Below are 15,355 nucleotides of genomic sequence, written 5' to 3'. Positions count from 1 at the left end.
CTGCCTACAGGCGGAAACGAACACTCTGGCCGGGGCGCAACTGCGCGGCGTCCGCGACGGCACACGACGCGAGCACCGCGACGACCGGATAACCACCGGTTGTCGGATGGTCGGCCAAGAAGATGATGGGCATTCCGCTCGGCGGCACCTGGAGAGAACCCGTCACCATGCCCTCACTATGCAGTTCACCGTCACGGACACGATTCAGTGGCGGCCCGTCCAGCCGCACCCCCACACGGTTGCTGTCCGGAGAGACCACGTAGGACGCGGAGGTGAGTGTGGTCAGCGCGTCGTCCGTGAACCAGTCGTCGCGTGGCCCGGCGATGATGCGCAGTACCGGCGTCTCTGGGATGGACGGCACGGGCGCCACGTCCACGAGGATGTCGCCGAGTCCCTTGGTGGCGCCCATCGCGAGACGGTCGCCGGACGAGAGCGGTGCCGGGCCGAGCCCGGACAGAAGGTCGGTCGAACGGCTGCCAAGGACATCGTCGACGACGACACCGCCGCGCACGGACAGATAACTGCGCAGCCCCGAGCGTGGTGTGCCGAACTCGACCAGCGCGTCCTCCGGAACATGGCAGGGCGCGTTAGTCCCGTAGGAAAGGCCGTCGACGCGCACCGGCACAGGCGCTCCCGTGACCGCGACCCAGGCGGGCCGGTGGAATCGCAGCGCGGCCCCGCCCAACGTGAGTTCCACCTCTGCCGCGCTTTCAGGGTTGCCGACGAGCCGGTTCGCGAGGCGGTGGGCGCGCGTGTCCGCCGCGCCGGAACTCGGGACGCCCAGATGCGCCCGGCCGTGCCTGCCGAGGTCTTGGACGGTCGCCAGCGGCCCGGGCCGCACCACCTCGATCACGCCGGTCCCTCAGGGACGAACCGGACGCGCGTTCCCGGCCGGAGCAGCGACGGCGGATCGCGCGTCACGTCCCACAGCCGCAGTTCGCTGCGTCCAAGCAGCCGCCAGCCGCCCGGTGACCGCGACGGGTAGACGGCCGCGTACGGGCCCGCGATGGCCACCGAACCCGCCGGGACCGATGTCCGTGGCGACTCGCGACGCGCCACGTGCAGCGCGGGGTCGAGACCCGTCAGATAACCGAACCCGGGGGAGAAACCCAGATAGGCGACCGTGTACGAGGCGGCGGAGTGCCTGCGGACGACCTCGTCGCGCGACAGGCCGGTGAGGTCGGCGACCTCATCCAGGTCCGCGCCGTCGTAAATCACGGGGATCTCCACCGGCTCCGCGTCGCGTTCGGCGTTCTCGGGCAGCCGCAAACGGGGGAGACGCGCGGCGAGGGCATCCACGTCAGCCGACGGGTCGAGGATCAGCAGGACGGTCTGTTCACCCGGGACGACATCCACCACCCCTGGGAGCGGTTCGTCCCGCAGGGCCGCGTTCAAGCGGTGCGCGGTCGCGAGGTCGCCCGCCTCTACGAGCAGTGCCGCGTCACCGGCTCGCAGCACCCTCACGCGAACGGCTCCAGAGCGACTCCTGCTTCCGTCAACGCCGCCCGCACCGACCGGGCCAGTTCCACTGCGCCCGGGGTGTCGCCATGTACGCACATGGATCGTGCGTTGAGGGTGACCTCACTGCCGTCCGATGCCACGACCGTCCCGTCCACGGACATCCTGACGGCGCGCTGGACGACAGCGCCCCGATCGTGGATCACGGCGTCCGGTTCACGGCGCGACACGAGCCGTCCGGACGCCGTGTACGCGCGGTCGGCGAAACACTCGGCGACAACGGTGAGCCCGTCGGCGACGTCTTGCACGGCTGAACCGGGAAGGGTCAACAAGGGAAGCACGGGATCGTAGGCCCGTACCGCGTCGGCAATCGCGCGCGCTTGGCCGCTGTCACGAACCGCCCGGTTGTAGAGCGCCCCGTGCGGTTTGACGTAGGCCACCCGGCCCCCTTCCGCGCGCGCTATGCCGTCCAGCGCCGCGATCTGGTACAGGACCTCGGCGGTCAGTTCCGGTGCGGCGACGTCCATCTCGCGGCGTCCGAAACCGGCCAGATCCCGGTAGGACACCTGCGCTCCGATCGTCACCCCGCGCGCCACGGCCGCCGCGCACACCCGCCGCATGATCAGCGGGTCGCCCGCGTGGAACCCGCACGCCACGTTGGCGCTCGTGATGACGTCGAGCAGCGCGAGGTCGTCGCCCAGCTCCCAGACGCCGAACCCCTCGCCGAGGTCGGCGTTGATGTCGATGACCGCCATGCCCAAGACCTACCACCGATCTCCGCGTCTCAGACGACCAGGTCACGGCCGCGTCTGTGCGCGCCTGTGAGACGTCGGGGTCGCTGGACGGTCCACCGGGTCAGGTCTGCGACCGGGAGAGGCCCTCCAGCGGCCTGACGCCCCCACGGAACGGCGGGGTCACTCGGGGTGCGGGGTCATTCGGGGCGCGGTGCCGGGACGGCGTCGGTCCGCACCGGCGCCCACACGCCGCCGATCGCGTCGTAGACCGCGAGGGGTGCCGCTTCGCCCTCACCCGTGGAGCGCCACAGGCGGGTGCCGTGCGGCGGCCGCAGCGGGAGGCCGCCGGGCTGCCGCGCCGGGGGCGCGCCCGGGTTTCTGTTCGTCGGCGCGCCGAGCGGGAGCGCCGAGACGGGTTCCGGTTCGGCGGGCGGCGGCTCGACGGCCTCCGGCATGACCGGCTCCGGCGCGGCGGAGCCCCGAGGGTCGGGCGTGTCCGCTTCGAGCGCCGCCTGTAGTTCGGCGAGCGTGTACGGGTCTATCGCGGTGTGGGAGTCATCAGGCGTGTGGTTGACACCCGGTGCCGAACCGTTCACCAATGGGCTCGACCCACCGACCACAGGATTCGGGCCAGCGAGCGCGTTCGGATTCACCGTCCCGTACGGGTTGGCCACGTCCGGCGCGACCGGCGGTGTCGCTTCGGACCCTCCGAGCAGGCGGGTGATGACGGACGAGTCCAGCAGCACCTCACTCGGCAGCCCCCAGTTGATCGCCAGCCGCCACGTGGGATCCGGCCAGCCCGAGGCGAGCTGGGCGAACGAGGTGCGCCGGTACAGGCCGGGATGCCGGTCCCCGGTCCGGGCCAGGGCGCCCGGCGAGGTGAACACCGTGACGTAGGTGCTGCTACCGATCGCGATGGTGGGGAACTCGGCCCGGTCGGGGTCTTCCACCGCGGGTGCGGTCGCGGGCAGTACCAGGTCGGCGTTCGCCAGCAGTTGGAAGTACGTGGTGTTGTCACCGTTCGCCTTGGCCTCGGCGAGACGGGGTTCGAGCAGATCGGCGTCCAGACCGGGAAAACCGTCCAGCGGTAGGGAGCGTCCCGTGGACGGCGGTTCGCCGAACGGAGGACCGACCTCGACGAACGGTTCACCCGACAGCCGGTCGGACGTGAGATCGGACATGGCGTCGGCCACCGGATCGGACAGGGAAGCGGACAGGGAATCGGGCACGGAATCGGTCGAGGCGCGGCGCCTGTTCACCCGCGACGGGTCGGCGACGTCGATACCGAAGTCGCTGAGCTCGATCAGCCCGGTGCCGTGCCGGTGGAACGACTCGTACACCAGGTCGGACGGTCGCCGGACGCCCTGTACGTCGCGCAACGCGGTGACCATCACGTCGGCCAGCCGCGAGAAGTCGCCGCCGGTCACCGCACGCATCCCGCCGGGCGTGCCGAACTCGGGCAGCTCCGTCCACCAGTTGCGCGGGGCGGGCTCGGCGGGCGGGCGCCAGCCCACATCGCTCATGATCTCCTCGTCGGCCATCGTGAGCAGCAGCGGGCCTTCGAGGAAGTTGTTGCTGACCGCCTCGGCGTAGAGCCGGTCGGGCTCGCGCATGGCCTGGACGTAGTGCCGGCTCTCATCGCGCTCCCGCACGATGAGGATGGTGTCCCGTTCGAGACCCGCCAGCTCGCGACCCAGCCGCCGGGCGAACTCGGACCACTCCAACAAGATCACTCCCTATGACCGGGGGCGGGGCCCCGGGCCCCCGCGAGACCGTGTCCGAGAATTGATGATTACCGCCGAGGGCGCCGCGTGCAAACCGGGAGTTCACTCCGGTGGGGGTTCGTGGCGCAGCACCCGCAGGGCTTCGTGAAGCTCCTCCGGGTCGTCCCCCCAGTGGTCGAGGGCGTCGATGAGTCTGTGCAGGATCTCATGCCGTTCGAAGCCGACGTCGAGCAGCGACTGTGCGGTGTGCCACAGCTGCGGCGGGTCCCCGTCCCACAGTCGTTTCGCCAGCCGTTCGTGCGCGTCAAGGTGTTCTTCGTCGGCGCCGGGATGCTCGAACTCGAGGATCACGCGACGGTCGTCGGGATCGGCGGGATTCAGGGTGGACAGATTGATATAACCGTGCCGCCCGGATCTCCTGTGCGTGCCGGACAGGAACGGCAGGGCGAACGCGCGGCGGGGGAGCGCCTCCAGGTCCCCGTCGGGCAGCAGCCGGTCGACGACCGCGCGGTCGAGGCCGAATGCGGACGGGTCGCGGTAGGCGTCGGCGAACTTCGCGGTGGCGTCCCAGAGGGCGTCCAGCGTCGCTCTGACGCCCTCGTCCGGGAGCCCCGTGCGTTTGCCCGCCCACCGGACCCACGCGGCCAGCACGTGCGGCACGGCCTCCTGCTCGGTGGGGGAGAGCAGCACCTTCCGCGGCAGCCAGTCGAGAAGGAACATCTCGCACTTGACGGGACTGACTCGCAGAGGCCGTCCGAAATCGAGGATGCATCCGTATTCGATGATGCGGTCGGCGCACCGGCTGGCGGCGGAAAGGTCGGACAGGTCCTCCGCCTCGTCCGACGCCAGGAACCTCGCCGCGATCGTCGCCCTCCGGTCGCGTCCGTACACCGGGGCCTGCGGCAGGCGCCCACCGGGCGGAAGGATGTCCACACGTGCGCGAACGAAAGCGTGGTACGACCCGAAGTTCTCGTTAACCGGCGGATCGTAGGTGTCGTTGGTGACGTTCAACGCGCTGCGCAGCAACGCCTTGGCGTCCCGTGAGTCGTAGGGCTCGAACCGCATCAGCGGGTTGTCGCGACCCTCCCGGCGGCAGTGTTCCAGGAGCCGGTCGACGTGGGACGACACCCAGGCGTCCCGCACCATCCCCGGTGTCTGCGGGCGCCGCACGCGCGGGCGCGGGACGAACAGGTCGGTGGACGACCGGGTGTCTCCGCCCTTGTTCCGATCGACCAGGACCACCAGGGCGTGCCGTTCAGCCCCGCGATAGGTGTAGATGCAGATGATGGAGTCTTGGTCGCCGTAGACGTCCCTGGACACGAAGCACTCCGCCGGAGCCACCATCCCCACGCCGTCGGCCCACCCCGGTCTGGCGACGCCGCTGCCCATCAGGTCCAGCGCCGCGCGTTCGGCCTTGGCGGCCTGCCGGGGCGTGCCCAGATAGGCGATGCCGATGAGCAACGCCAGCGCGGCAGGGGTCCGGGCGGTCGCGGCGTAGTCGACCAGGGCCTCGCCGATGACCTCCTCGACGTCGCCCTCGGGGACCCGCTGCCCCCACCACGACCCGAGGATCTCGCTCACGATGAGCTCGGCGTCCAGGGGGCTGCGCACGGCCAGCAGTTCGCGGGCGTGCTGCAGCATGCCGTCGAAGATCGCGGAGACCTCGCCCTGGAGCGCCGATCCGTCCCGGCCCGGTTCCCCGGAGGGACGGTGGCGGCTACGGGGACTCACCCTTCTAGCCTCTCAGATCAGGCGAGGGCGGTGTCCCAAGACACGTCCGAAGGGCGGGTCAGCCGTCGACACCGTCCGCCTGGACGTGAACGGAGGGCGGCTGCGATTTCAACCGTCCGGTGAGGTGTTCGCGCGCCATCCGTTCGACCCTGGTGGGAGTGGCCTCCAAACCCAGATGCGCCATGCGCGCCTGGACGTCGGTCACGCATCTGCGCACCGTGTCCGACGGGAACGACGAGAACTCGTCACAGAGCCGCCGGGCGAGCGCGTCACGGGTGTCGCTCCGGTGATCGGCTAGTGCAGGCATCAGCGCATACCTCCGCGCACGGGGTCTGATGTCCCATTCCAGCGCTTTTGTGACGAGTGTCAATGTGTTCTGAGTGTCGTTGGGCGAAATTTGAGATGTCCTTGAACGGACTCGGCTCGGCCCCCGCCCGGTCGGCCCGGGCGCCCCGGCGACCGGGCGGGACGTCCGCGCGACCCTTCTGACGGGGATCCGGACCGGCTCTAAGCTGGCCTCATGGCCACGAAGGTTCATCTCGCCCAGCGTCCCGAAGCCGACGAGCTGCTCGGACGCAGTCCGCTGGCCGCGCTCGTGGGCATGCTGCTCGACCAGCAGGTCCCGATGGAGTGGGCCTTCACCGGCCCCTACACCATCACCCAGCGGCTCGGCGCCGACGACCTCGACGCGCACGAGATCGCGGCCCGCGACCCCGAACGGTTCGCCGCGCTGCTGTCGGAGAAGCCCGCCGTCCACCGGTACCCCGGTTCCATGGCCAAGCGCGTCCAGCAGCTGTGCCAGTACCTCGTGGACAACTACGACGGTGACGCGGAGAGGGTCTGGAAAGGCGTGGACAGCGGCAAGGAGCTGTTCAAGCGCCTCAACGCCCTCCCGGGTTTCGGCAAGCAGAAGGCACAGATCTTCCTCGCGCTCCTGGGCAAGCAGTACGGGGTTCGGCCGGAGGGTTGGCGCGAGGCCGCCGGGGCGTACGGCGAGGAGGGCTCCCACCGCTCCGTCGCCGACATCACCGGCCCCGAGACCCTCGCCAAGGTCCGGGCGTTCAAGCAGGAACAGAAGGCCGCGAAGTAGGAAACTCGGCCGACCTCGCGCGCGTTGTGCTGCCGGAGGCGCTCCAGGAGTCGTCCCCGGGGTTACCACGCCCTGTGACACCTGAGCGCGTAACATCTCCTACTCGCCGTCTTGGCGGACCTCCCTGAGGGGTCTTCCGCGACGGTGTCCGAATCCGACGGGTTCGCCGGGACCGAAGGGGGCAACGATGTTTCAGCAGGGCTTCCGTACGAGGCGAACCATCGAGATGATGAATACCTGACTCCAACCGGTGTTGTGATGGAGGCGGGAGCGCTAGCCTGCTCCCATTCACTCATAGTGATGAAAAATTGCCGCGCGGTACGGGACCCTCTGGGGCGGAGGTGTTGTCCATGAGCACCGAGACGTCCGTTCCGCATCCCCGCGCATCAGGGGTGGAGGGGCAGCCCATGGACGCGTCCGACGCCGCGCTGTACGCGACGTTGCTGACCGAGGCCCCCGCCGGGCTGGCGTTCTTCGACCGCGATCTGCGGTGCCGCAGGGCCAACGACGCCCTCGCCGCGCTGCTGCGCGTGCCCGTGGGGGACCTGCACCAGCGAAGGCCGGGCGAGGTGCTGCCGGACACGGTGGCGTCCGCTTTCGAGACGGCACTGCGCAAGGTGATCGACGAGAACCGTCCGCTGAGCGACCTCGACCTGGTCGTTCCCGCCGACAGTGCGTCCACGCCGGAAGACGCGGCCACGGAGCCCGCGGGCGTCACGACGGCGCTCGAAGAGCGCATCCTGGCCTGCTCGTGGCTGCCCGCCAAGGATCCGGGCGGCGAGCATCAGGGCGTCGTCCTGACCGCGCTGGACGTGACCGACCGGCGCCGGGCCGAAGAGGTCATTCGGCGCAAGGAGCAGCGCTACCGCTCGCTCGTGGAGGCAAGCGCCCAGGTGGTGTGGGTCGCCGCCCCGGCCGGTGGCGTGATCGACGACGCGCCCGAGTGGCGCGCGATCACCGGCCAGACCCCGGACGACTACGCGGTCGGCGGATGGCTGTCGGTCGTGCACCCCGAGGACCGTCCCCGCATCGAGGTCGCCTGGCGCGACTGCGTCGACGAGAACCGCGTCTTCGAGACCAACTACCGCATCCGCACCAAGAGCGGCACCTATCGGCACTTCGATGTGCGCGCCGTGCCCATCTGGCAGGGCGACGCGGTCATCGAGTGGGTCGGCGCCAACACCGACGTCACCGGCCAGCGTGAGGCCGAGGAGATGCGCGGTCGGCTGACCGAGCAGCTGTCGGCGGCGGCGCTGCGCACCGCGCGCCTCCAGCAGGCCACCTCGATGCTCGCCGAGGCGCTGACCGTGTCCCAGGTCGTCCAGGTCATCACCGAGGTGGGCCGGTCGGCGATCGGCGCCGACTACTCCGCGGTGGCGCTGCTGGACGACGACAAGCTCCGGCTCAGCATCGTCGCCCCGTCCCAGCCGGGCACCGAGGCCGAGACCAGCCCGCCGTCCCGCGACGGCGGATTCAAGGTCAGCGACCAGACCGTGATGTCGGTCGCCGTGCGCGAAAGTCGGCCGTTTCTGGCCGAGCACCCCGACAGCCTGCGCATCCAACTCGGCCACAGCGAACGTGACCTGTTCGCCCAGAACCTCGAAGAACGCGCCTGGGTGGGTCTTCCGCTCCTCGCGGCGGGTGCCCCGATAGGAGCCCTCCGCTTCTCGTTCACCCGTCCCAGGGAGATCACCGAAGAGGAACGCGTCTTCCTGGAAGCGCTCGCCGGTCAGTGCGCCCTGGCGGTGGAGCGGGCCCTGCTGTTCGAGCGCGAACACCGGACGGCCGAGGAGCTCCAGCGCAGCCTCCTGCCCAGCGACCTGCCGCAACTGCCCGGCATGGTGCTGGCCGCCCGTTACAACCCCGCGACCCGCCACGTGCAGGTCGGCGGCGACTGGTACGACGTGTTCCGCCTCTCCGACGACCGGCTCGCCATCGCGGTCGGCGACGTCATGGGCAAGGGTGTTCTGGCCGCAGCCGGGATGGGGCGCGTCCGCAACGCTCTGCGTGCCCTCGCGCTGAACGACGCGCGTCCGGCCGCCGTCCTGGCCGGGCTCGACCGGCTGTTCAGCGCCACCGAGGACGAGGAACAGTTCACCACCGTCGCGTACGCGGTCATCGACCCCGAGACCGGGCACGGCGAATTCAGCAACGCGGGCCACCCGCCACCCCTCCTGATCTCGCCTGACACGCCCGCGCGCGTCAGCACGCGGGAGCCCGGCACGCCCCTCGGGTGGCCGAGCCAGCGACAGCAGACAAGTTTTTCCATCGAGACCGGCAACACTGTGGTCTTCTATTCCGATGGACTTGTGGAGAACCGTAGGCGTGGGGTGGACGCAGGGCTGGAGGAGCTTGTCGCCGTCGCGGCGGACGCCCCACCTGAAGTGGTAGGAGATCCCGAGAGACTCGTCGACTTCCTGGTCGATCGGATGCTTGCCGGGTATGAGCAGGTAGACGATGTGACCGTGCTTGCGCTGCACGTCCCGCCCAAACACGCCTGACACGCGCCGGAGACGACGCGAAGACGGCTCAGCACGTACGAAGGACCGTCCCGCGCCCTCTAAGGTGGAGAGTTACCGGGTAGGACTTCAAGGGTGGAATGCGCAGCAGTGCCAGAATGCTTGACCCTGTGACAGCGGGTACGCTGCGGTCCCGCACCGGGAAGGTCCGCCCAGTGTGTGGCCCCACCCAGTGTGAGGCCGGGCCCGTCAGGGCACTTGGGTCAGCCAAGCCACACGTTCGTTCGAGAGGTATTTGTGTCGCCTGCTAGCTCGACCTCGAAAGCGTCAGATCTGCACGATCACGTCATCGCGCAACTGATCGAGCGTGGCCGGTCCAACGGCAATCGCCTCGAAGCCGACGACGTACGACGTACGTTCGAGGAGGCCGACATCCCCGTGTCCGCGGCCTCCAGCATTCTGCGGAGCCTCAGCAAGGAGGGTGTGACCGTCATGGTGAGCGCTGCCGACTCCGCGGCGCCGAAGCGTTCGCGCAAACGCGCGTCGCAGTCGGCTCGCAGGCCCAAGACCGCCGCCGCGGCCAAGGAGCAGCCCGATACGGTGACCGCGGTCGTCAGCGACGACGCGGCGCCGGGGGATGCCGCCAACGAGGTCGTGGCCGAGCCGCGTCCGGCGGCCGTCCGGCCCGCGCCGAAGAAGGCCGCGCCCGCGAAGGGCGCCAAGTCGAAGAAGGCCGCGCCCGCGAAGAAGGGCGTCGGTCCGGCCGCCAAGGCGGTGTCCCAGGCGTCGTCCGCCAAGAAGGCCGACGACGACCCCGAGGTCGAGGACGACGTGGACGTCGATCTCGACGCCGACCTCGCCGACCTCGACGTCGACCTGGAGGCCGACGCGGCCGCGGAGGCCGTGGAGACCCCCGAGGCCGAGGAGGAGCCCGTGGTCGCGCCCGCGCCGAAGGCCCCCGCCGCCACCGGCAAGCCGACCGACGGCGTGACCACCGAGGAAGAGGGCTTCACCCTCGGTGACGACGACGAGGACGCCCCCGCGCAGCAGATCGCCGCCGCGGGCGCCACCGCCGACCCCGTCAAGGACTACCTCAAGCAGATCGGCAAGGTCCCGCTGCTCAACGCCGAGCAGGAGGTCGAGCTCGCCAAGCGCATCGAGGCCGGGCTGTTCGCCGAGGAGCGCCTCGCCGTCGCCACGATGACCGGCGACGAACTCGAGGACTTCGAGTGGATCGCCGAGGACGGCCGCCGCGCCAAGAACCACCTGCTGGAGGCCAACCTCCGGCTCGTGGTGTCGCTGGCCAAGCGCTACACCGGCCGCGGCATGCTCTTCCTGGACCTGATCCAGGAGGGCAACCTCGGTCTGATTCGCGCCGTCGAGAAGTTCGACTACACCAAGGGCTACAAGTTCTCCACGTACGCCACCTGGTGGATCCGGCAGGCGATCACCCGCGCGATGGCCGACCAGGCCCGCACCATCCGCATCCCGGTGCACATGGTCGAGGTCATCAACAAGCTGGCCCGCGTGCAGCGCCAGATGCTCCAGGACCTGGGCCGCGAGCCCACCCCGGAGGAGCTCGCCAAGGAACTCGACATGACCCCGGAGAAGGTCGTCGAGGTCCAGAAGTACGGCCGCGAGCCCATCTCCCTGCACACCCCGCTCGGCGAGGACGGCGACAGCGAGTTCGGCGACCTCATCGAGGACTCCGAGGCCATCGTCCCGGCGGACGCGGTCAGCTTCACGCTTCTGCAGGAGCAGCTGCACTCCGTCCTGGACACGCTCAGCGAGCGTGAGGCGGGCGTGGTGTCGATGCGGTTCGGCCTCACCGACGGCCAGCCGAAGACGCTGGACGAGATCGGCAAGGTGTACGGGGTGACCCGCGAGCGCATCCGGCAGATCGAGTCCAAGACCATGTCGAAGCTGCGCCACCCGTCCCGTTCGCAGGTCCTGCGCGACTACCTCGACTGACCGACGACCCCGCGCTGTCGAGCGCGGGGTCGGTCAGGCAGACGGGGCCAATCGGGCGCAAGCGGGTCAGTCGGGCAGGACGACGTCCAGATGGGCGCCGTCGAGTTCGGCGGTGTGGCCGAGATCGGAGACGGCCTTCAGCAGCTCGTTCGGGGTACGCGGCGTCGCACCGGCCTTGATCAGGTCGTGGGCGATCCGGCCGCGGGTCGCCTTGGCCATGTGGCTGACGACGGTCCGCCGTGGCACGCCGTCGACGACCTGTTCGCGGAACACGCGCACGGCCACCGCCGGTGCGGGCGCCTTCCACACGGCGGCGTACGGTCCCGACCGCATGTCGACGACCAGGTCGCCGTCCGGCCCGGGCATCGCCGTCCGCATCGCCGGGCGCCACAGCGCGCTCAGGCGGCCCACAGGCGGCAGCGACACCGCCATGGCAAGCCGATATGGGGGGACGCGGTCGGTGAGCCGTAGCGCGCCCCACAGCCCCGAGAAGACGGTGATCTGTTCGGCGGCGGCCGTGGCGTCGAGGTCGGCGAGGTCCAGGTTGTCGTACAGGACGCCGGTGTAGAGCCGCGCGACCGGCAGCGTGGGGGCCTCGCGCAGCGCCCTGTCGTGGGCCAGCGCGGCGTCCGCCTGCCCCGCCGGAAAGCCGAGGACCTGGGCCGCGTTCCTGCGGCGGCTCGCCTTCGTCAGGGCCGCCAGGACGCGCTTGCGCACCGGGGTGAGGCCCGGGTGGCTCAGCGAGGCCAGGTCGAGGGGAGGGCCGTCTCCGTCGGTAGCCTTCTTCTCCGACGGCGGCAGCAGGATGTGCACGTTCCTCCCAGAAGGCAGACGAGTGGCGCGACACCCGGATTGGAACCTCGACGAGTTGGTCGCCGCGGCATGGCCCGCGCCGTCGGTCCAGAGTATGGACGGCTGGCTGTTCCGACACGCCGCGGGGGTCACCAAGCGCGCCAACTCCGTCCTGCCCCTGAACGACCCTGGCGACGTGGGCCCGGCAGTGGACCAGGCGGAGCGCTTCTACACGTCCCACGGCTTGCCGACCGTGTTCTCCTTGGGCGCCAGGCCGAGACCCGCGAATCTCGACATGTTCCTAGACGGCCGGGGCTACGAGCTGGTCGATCCGACGCTCGCCATGGTGAAGCCCCTCACCGGTGCCTACGAGCGTGACGGCGTGGAGATCGCGGCGTCCCCGTCCCAGAAGTGGCTCGACCTGTGGTGGACGGTGGACGGACGCTACGACCACCAGATGCCCATGGCGGAGCGGATCCTCACCGGCGTCCCGGCGGGTTACGCGTTCCTGGACGGTGTCGCCGTCGGCCGTGCCGTCCCCCAGGGGCCATGGCTCGGGATCTACGCGATGGCGGTCGTGCCCGACGCGCGTAGGCGCGGGCTGGGGAGGCGCGTCCTGCGAGCTCTCCTTGGATGGGGTCGCGAACAGGGGTGCGACCACGCGTACCTGGTGGTCGTCGAAGGCAACGCGGCCGCCGTCGCGATGTACGAGTCGGAGGGCTTCACACGGGCAGGCGGTTATCACTACCGGGTGAGGGACGTCGCCGCGAAGTGACCGCCATGACGAACGGTGACGTCGATCACTTCATCGCGCGCATTGCCGGGAAATGATTACTCTGGGAAGTCGGTCGTATTCGCTCTGCATGGAGCCGAAGGGCGGAATGTGAACGGCGACCACCGTTTCCGGTGGTCGCCGTTCGGAGCTCCTGCTATATGGGGATCTACCGCTCATCCTCCGAAGCGGCGGCCGGGGTTTCGTTGAGCCGGTCGGTCTCGTCCTGAATGTCGGCCCCGTTGGAGCGGAGGGCCTCTGCGTACTTACGCCCGTGGTGGGCGCAGAACAGAAGGTCGCCGCCGCCTACAAGGACTGCACGGACATAGGCCTGGGCGCCACAGCGGTCGCATCGGTCGGCGACGGTCAGCGGCTTGGTTGGGGCAAGGGCTCCAGTCACGGCACCTTCCTCATGCTCGGGGTCGGTACTTAGGACAACATCTAACCCGACGTTTGCGTTCCCAACCTGGTTCTCCGTACGCCCACAGCAGAATGGCCCAATTCGTGAGCGAGGTCACAGGAAGGTCACATCGCGCGGTCAACTCGCGCCGTCAGTTGGCCTCCCAGCGGAACAGCCGGACCGCGATCAATCCGCCGACCACCGCGACGCCCAGCATGACGCCGATTTCCGGCAGTACCGAGGTGGGCCCGAGGCCACGGCTCATCACATCGAGCATCCCCTCGTTCAGATACCGGAGCGGGAAGATGTAGGACAACGTCCGCATCCAGGCCGGCGCCTGGTCCAACGGGAAGAACGAGCCGCCGAGGAACGCCATGGGCAGGACGATGATCTGGGTCAGCGCCGTGGCCGTCTCCTGCGTCTTCGCCCAGGCGCCGATGATCATCCCGATCGACAGGAAGGCGAGGACGCCCGACAGCACCATCGGGACGGCCATCCACCAGGCGCCCTGGAGTTTGAGTCCGAACATCGGGAGGCTCGCCACCGCCACGAACATCGCGAACTGCACGAGCGCGATGACCAGACTGACCACGACCCGCGCGGCGAACACCGTGGGCACCGGCGCGGGGGAGAGTTGGAGGCGGCGCAGGATGCCCTTGGACCGCCAGGAGACCAGTGTCTGGGACGCGCCGAAGATGCCCGCCGACGCCAGCGCCCACCCCAGCAGGCTGGGGGTGAAGAACTGGATGGCCTTGAGCGAGTCGTCCTCCACCTTCTGCGCGGTCATCGTGTACGCGGGCGGTTTGCCGGTCGCCTCCTGGTTCGCCGACTGGACGATCGAGTCCATGAGGCCCTGGACCGTCCCGGCCTTGACCCGGTCGGCCATCGAGTAGTGGACGACCAGCTGTTGGCCCTTCTGCTCGACCGCGCCGTCCACGTCGCCCTTCGCCACGTCGTGTAGGGCGTCGGCCCGGTCGGAGGTTCGGGTGACCTTCAGGACCTTGCCGAGTTCGGAGCCGCCGTGGGCGACGGCCTCGTCCAGTACGGGCGTCGGGCCGACCGCCTTGATCTCCACCTTCGACGTCCCCATGTTGCCGAAGACGCCGCCCAGGATGACCAGGAACATCAGCGGGAAGAGGATGGTGAAGAAGAACGCCGTCCGGTCACGTCGGAAGCCCAGCAGCATGGCACGGGACAGACTCTTGAAACTTTCGACCGTGCTCACGCTCTGTAGGCCCGTCCTGTGAGGTCCAGAAAAACGTCTTCGAGGGTGGCGCCGTGGATCTGGACGCCTGTCAGCGCGTCCTTGGCCGCCATGGCCGCGACGACCGCCGAGGGGTCCCGGGTGGAGATGGTCAGGGAGACGCCGTCGTCGACGGCCTCGTCCGCCTGGGGCAGGCGCCGGGCGTCCTCCACCGTGAGCACGCCGCTGGCGACGCTGATCCGGGCCGGTGAGTCCAGGCCCCGCACCAACTGGGCTGGTGGGCCGAGGCGCAGGATCTGGCCCGCGTCCATGATGGCGACCCGATCGCAGAGGACTTCCGCCTCGTCCATGTAGTGCGTGGTCAGGACGATGGTGCGTCCTTCTGTGTTGATCTGCCGCAGGACGTCCCACAGGTTGCGGCGGGCCTGCGGGTCCAGCGCGGCGGTCGGCTCGTCCAGGAACACCAGTTCCGGATCGTGCACGAGCGCGCACGCTATGGACAGGCGCTGCGCCTGCCCGCCCGACAGCCTCTCCACCCGGACGTCGGCCTTGTCGGTGAGCCCCACCAGTTCGAGCATCTCGTCCGCCTTGTTCGCGGGGACGCCGTAGAGGGAGCCGAACGTCTGCAACTGCTCACGTGCCGTCAGCCGTTCGAAGAACGACGACGCCTGCAACTGAACCCCGATGCGCGGCAGCAGCCGCGGGTTGCGCGGCCACGGGGACTCCCCGAGCACGGACACGCCGCCCTCGTCGGCCTGCCGCAACCCCTCGACGATCTCCAGGATCGTCGTCTTTCCCGCGCCGTTCGGGCCGAGGATGCCGAAGAACTCGCCCTCCTCGACCCCGAACGTCACCCCGTCCACGGCCCGGACGTCCCCGTATCGCTTGCGGAGGCCCGTGACCTCGATCGTTTCCGCCATGCAGGGGACGATAGACATCCGGACCAGGAGGACACACCCACCCGACGGTGGACATTCAGGTCTGGTGCGTCGGGCGCGGTAACCTGGCCAACCGTCCCCG

Annotated in this window: 14 protein-coding genes; 4 read left to right on the top strand and 10 right to left on the bottom strand. The window is 69.7% G+C overall.

Translation table 11 applies throughout. The features are described from left to right. Nucleotides 1-4: 4 nt before the first annotated feature. From ABD808_RS38090 to ABD808_RS38065, 6 genes are all read right to left on the bottom strand, one after another. Nucleotides 5-853, bottom strand: coding sequence for a 5-oxoprolinase subunit C family protein (locus ABD808_RS38090; RefSeq protein WP_344908319.1), 849 nt, complete (start codon nt 851-853; stop codon nt 5-7). After that, complete coding sequence (gene pxpB, locus ABD808_RS38085; RefSeq protein WP_344908317.1) at nt 850-1,464, bottom strand: 5-oxoprolinase subunit PxpB; 615 nt, start codon at nt 1,462-1,464, stop codon at nt 850-852. The genes ABD808_RS38090 and pxpB overlap by 4 nt, the downstream gene beginning before the upstream one ends. Then, nucleotides 1,461-2,213 (bottom strand): LamB/YcsF family protein, encoded by a 753-nt coding sequence (locus ABD808_RS38080; RefSeq protein ID WP_344908314.1) that lies wholly within the window; start codon nt 2,211-2,213, stop codon nt 1,461-1,463. The genes pxpB and ABD808_RS38080 overlap by 4 nt, the downstream gene beginning before the upstream one ends. Nucleotides 2,214-2,389: 176 nt before the next feature. Beyond that, nucleotides 2,390-3,919: a TY-Chap domain-containing protein gene (locus ABD808_RS38075; protein ID WP_344908311.1), complete on the bottom strand. Its 1,530-nt coding sequence runs from the start codon at nt 3,917-3,919 to the stop codon at nt 2,390-2,392. Nucleotides 3,920-4,018: 99 nt separating this feature from the next. Further along, nucleotides 4,019-5,557, bottom strand: a complete 1,539-nt coding sequence (locus tag ABD808_RS38070) for a hypothetical protein (RefSeq protein ID WP_344908446.1) — start codon at nt 5,555-5,557, stop codon at nt 4,019-4,021. A gap of 148 nt (nt 5,558-5,705) precedes the next feature. Beyond that, the gene (locus tag ABD808_RS38065) at nt 5,706-5,954 is read right to left on the bottom strand and encodes a hypothetical protein (protein ID WP_344908308.1); all 249 of its coding nucleotides are present in this window, start codon (nt 5,952-5,954) and stop codon (nt 5,706-5,708) included. 213 nt (nt 5,955-6,167) lie between these two features. Between ABD808_RS38065 and ABD808_RS38060 the strand changes: the two genes are divergently transcribed. The 3 genes from ABD808_RS38060 to ABD808_RS38050 all read left to right on the top strand — a co-directional run bounded on the left by ABD808_RS38060 (nt 6,168) and on the right by ABD808_RS38050 (nt 11,167). Continuing rightward, the gene (locus ABD808_RS38060; RefSeq protein ID WP_344908305.1) at nt 6,168-6,737 is read left to right on the top strand and encodes an HhH-GPD-type base excision DNA repair protein; all 570 of its coding nucleotides are present in this window, start codon (nt 6,168-6,170) and stop codon (nt 6,735-6,737) included. Between the two features lie 350 nt (nt 6,738-7,087). Beyond that, nucleotides 7,088-9,238, top strand: coding sequence for a SpoIIE family protein phosphatase (locus ABD808_RS38055; RefSeq protein ID WP_344908302.1), 2,151 nt, complete (start codon nt 7,088-7,090; stop codon nt 9,236-9,238). Nucleotides 9,239-9,493: 255 nt separating this feature from the next. Further along, nucleotides 9,494-11,167 (top strand): RNA polymerase sigma factor, encoded by a 1,674-nt coding sequence (locus ABD808_RS38050; protein WP_344908299.1) that lies wholly within the window; start codon nt 9,494-9,496, stop codon nt 11,165-11,167. 66 nt (nt 11,168-11,233) lie between these two features. Here the strand turns inward: ABD808_RS38050 and ABD808_RS38045 are convergent, their stop codons facing one another. Next, a complete protein-coding gene (locus ABD808_RS38045; RefSeq protein WP_344908296.1) occupies nt 11,234-11,980 on the bottom strand; it encodes a YaaA family protein in 747 nt (248 codons plus the stop codon). Nucleotides 11,981-12,002: 22 nt separating this feature from the next. Here ABD808_RS38045 and ABD808_RS38040 point away from each other — a divergent pair, with 22 nt between their 5' ends. Then, nucleotides 12,003-12,734: a GNAT family N-acetyltransferase gene (locus ABD808_RS38040; RefSeq protein WP_344908293.1), complete on the top strand. Its 732-nt coding sequence runs from the start codon at nt 12,003-12,005 to the stop codon at nt 12,732-12,734. Nucleotides 12,735-12,900: 166 nt separating this feature from the next. On the opposite strand, the gene ABD808_RS38035 is transcribed toward ABD808_RS38040, so the two are convergent. The 3 genes from ABD808_RS38035 to ABD808_RS38025 form a co-directional block, all read right to left on the bottom strand. Beyond that, the gene (locus ABD808_RS38035; protein ID WP_344908290.1) at nt 12,901-13,131 is read right to left on the bottom strand and encodes a DUF7455 domain-containing protein; all 231 of its coding nucleotides are present in this window, start codon (nt 13,129-13,131) and stop codon (nt 12,901-12,903) included. Between the two features lie 151 nt (nt 13,132-13,282). Then, nucleotides 13,283-14,356: an ABC transporter permease gene (locus ABD808_RS38030; protein WP_344908288.1), complete on the bottom strand. Its 1,074-nt coding sequence runs from the start codon at nt 14,354-14,356 to the stop codon at nt 13,283-13,285. Continuing rightward, nucleotides 14,353-15,255, bottom strand: coding sequence for an ABC transporter ATP-binding protein (locus ABD808_RS38025; protein WP_344908285.1), 903 nt, complete (start codon nt 15,253-15,255; stop codon nt 14,353-14,355). Before ABD808_RS38025 ends, ABD808_RS38030 begins: the two co-directional genes overlap by 4 nt. Nucleotides 15,256-15,355: the final 100 nt, after the last annotated feature.

It is taken from the genome of Actinomadura meridiana (assembly GCF_039537545.1).
GTDB lineage: Bacteria > Actinomycetota > Actinomycetes > Streptosporangiales > Streptosporangiaceae > Spirillospora > Spirillospora meridiana.
This window is presented reverse-complemented; position numbering and strand designations above follow the sequence as displayed.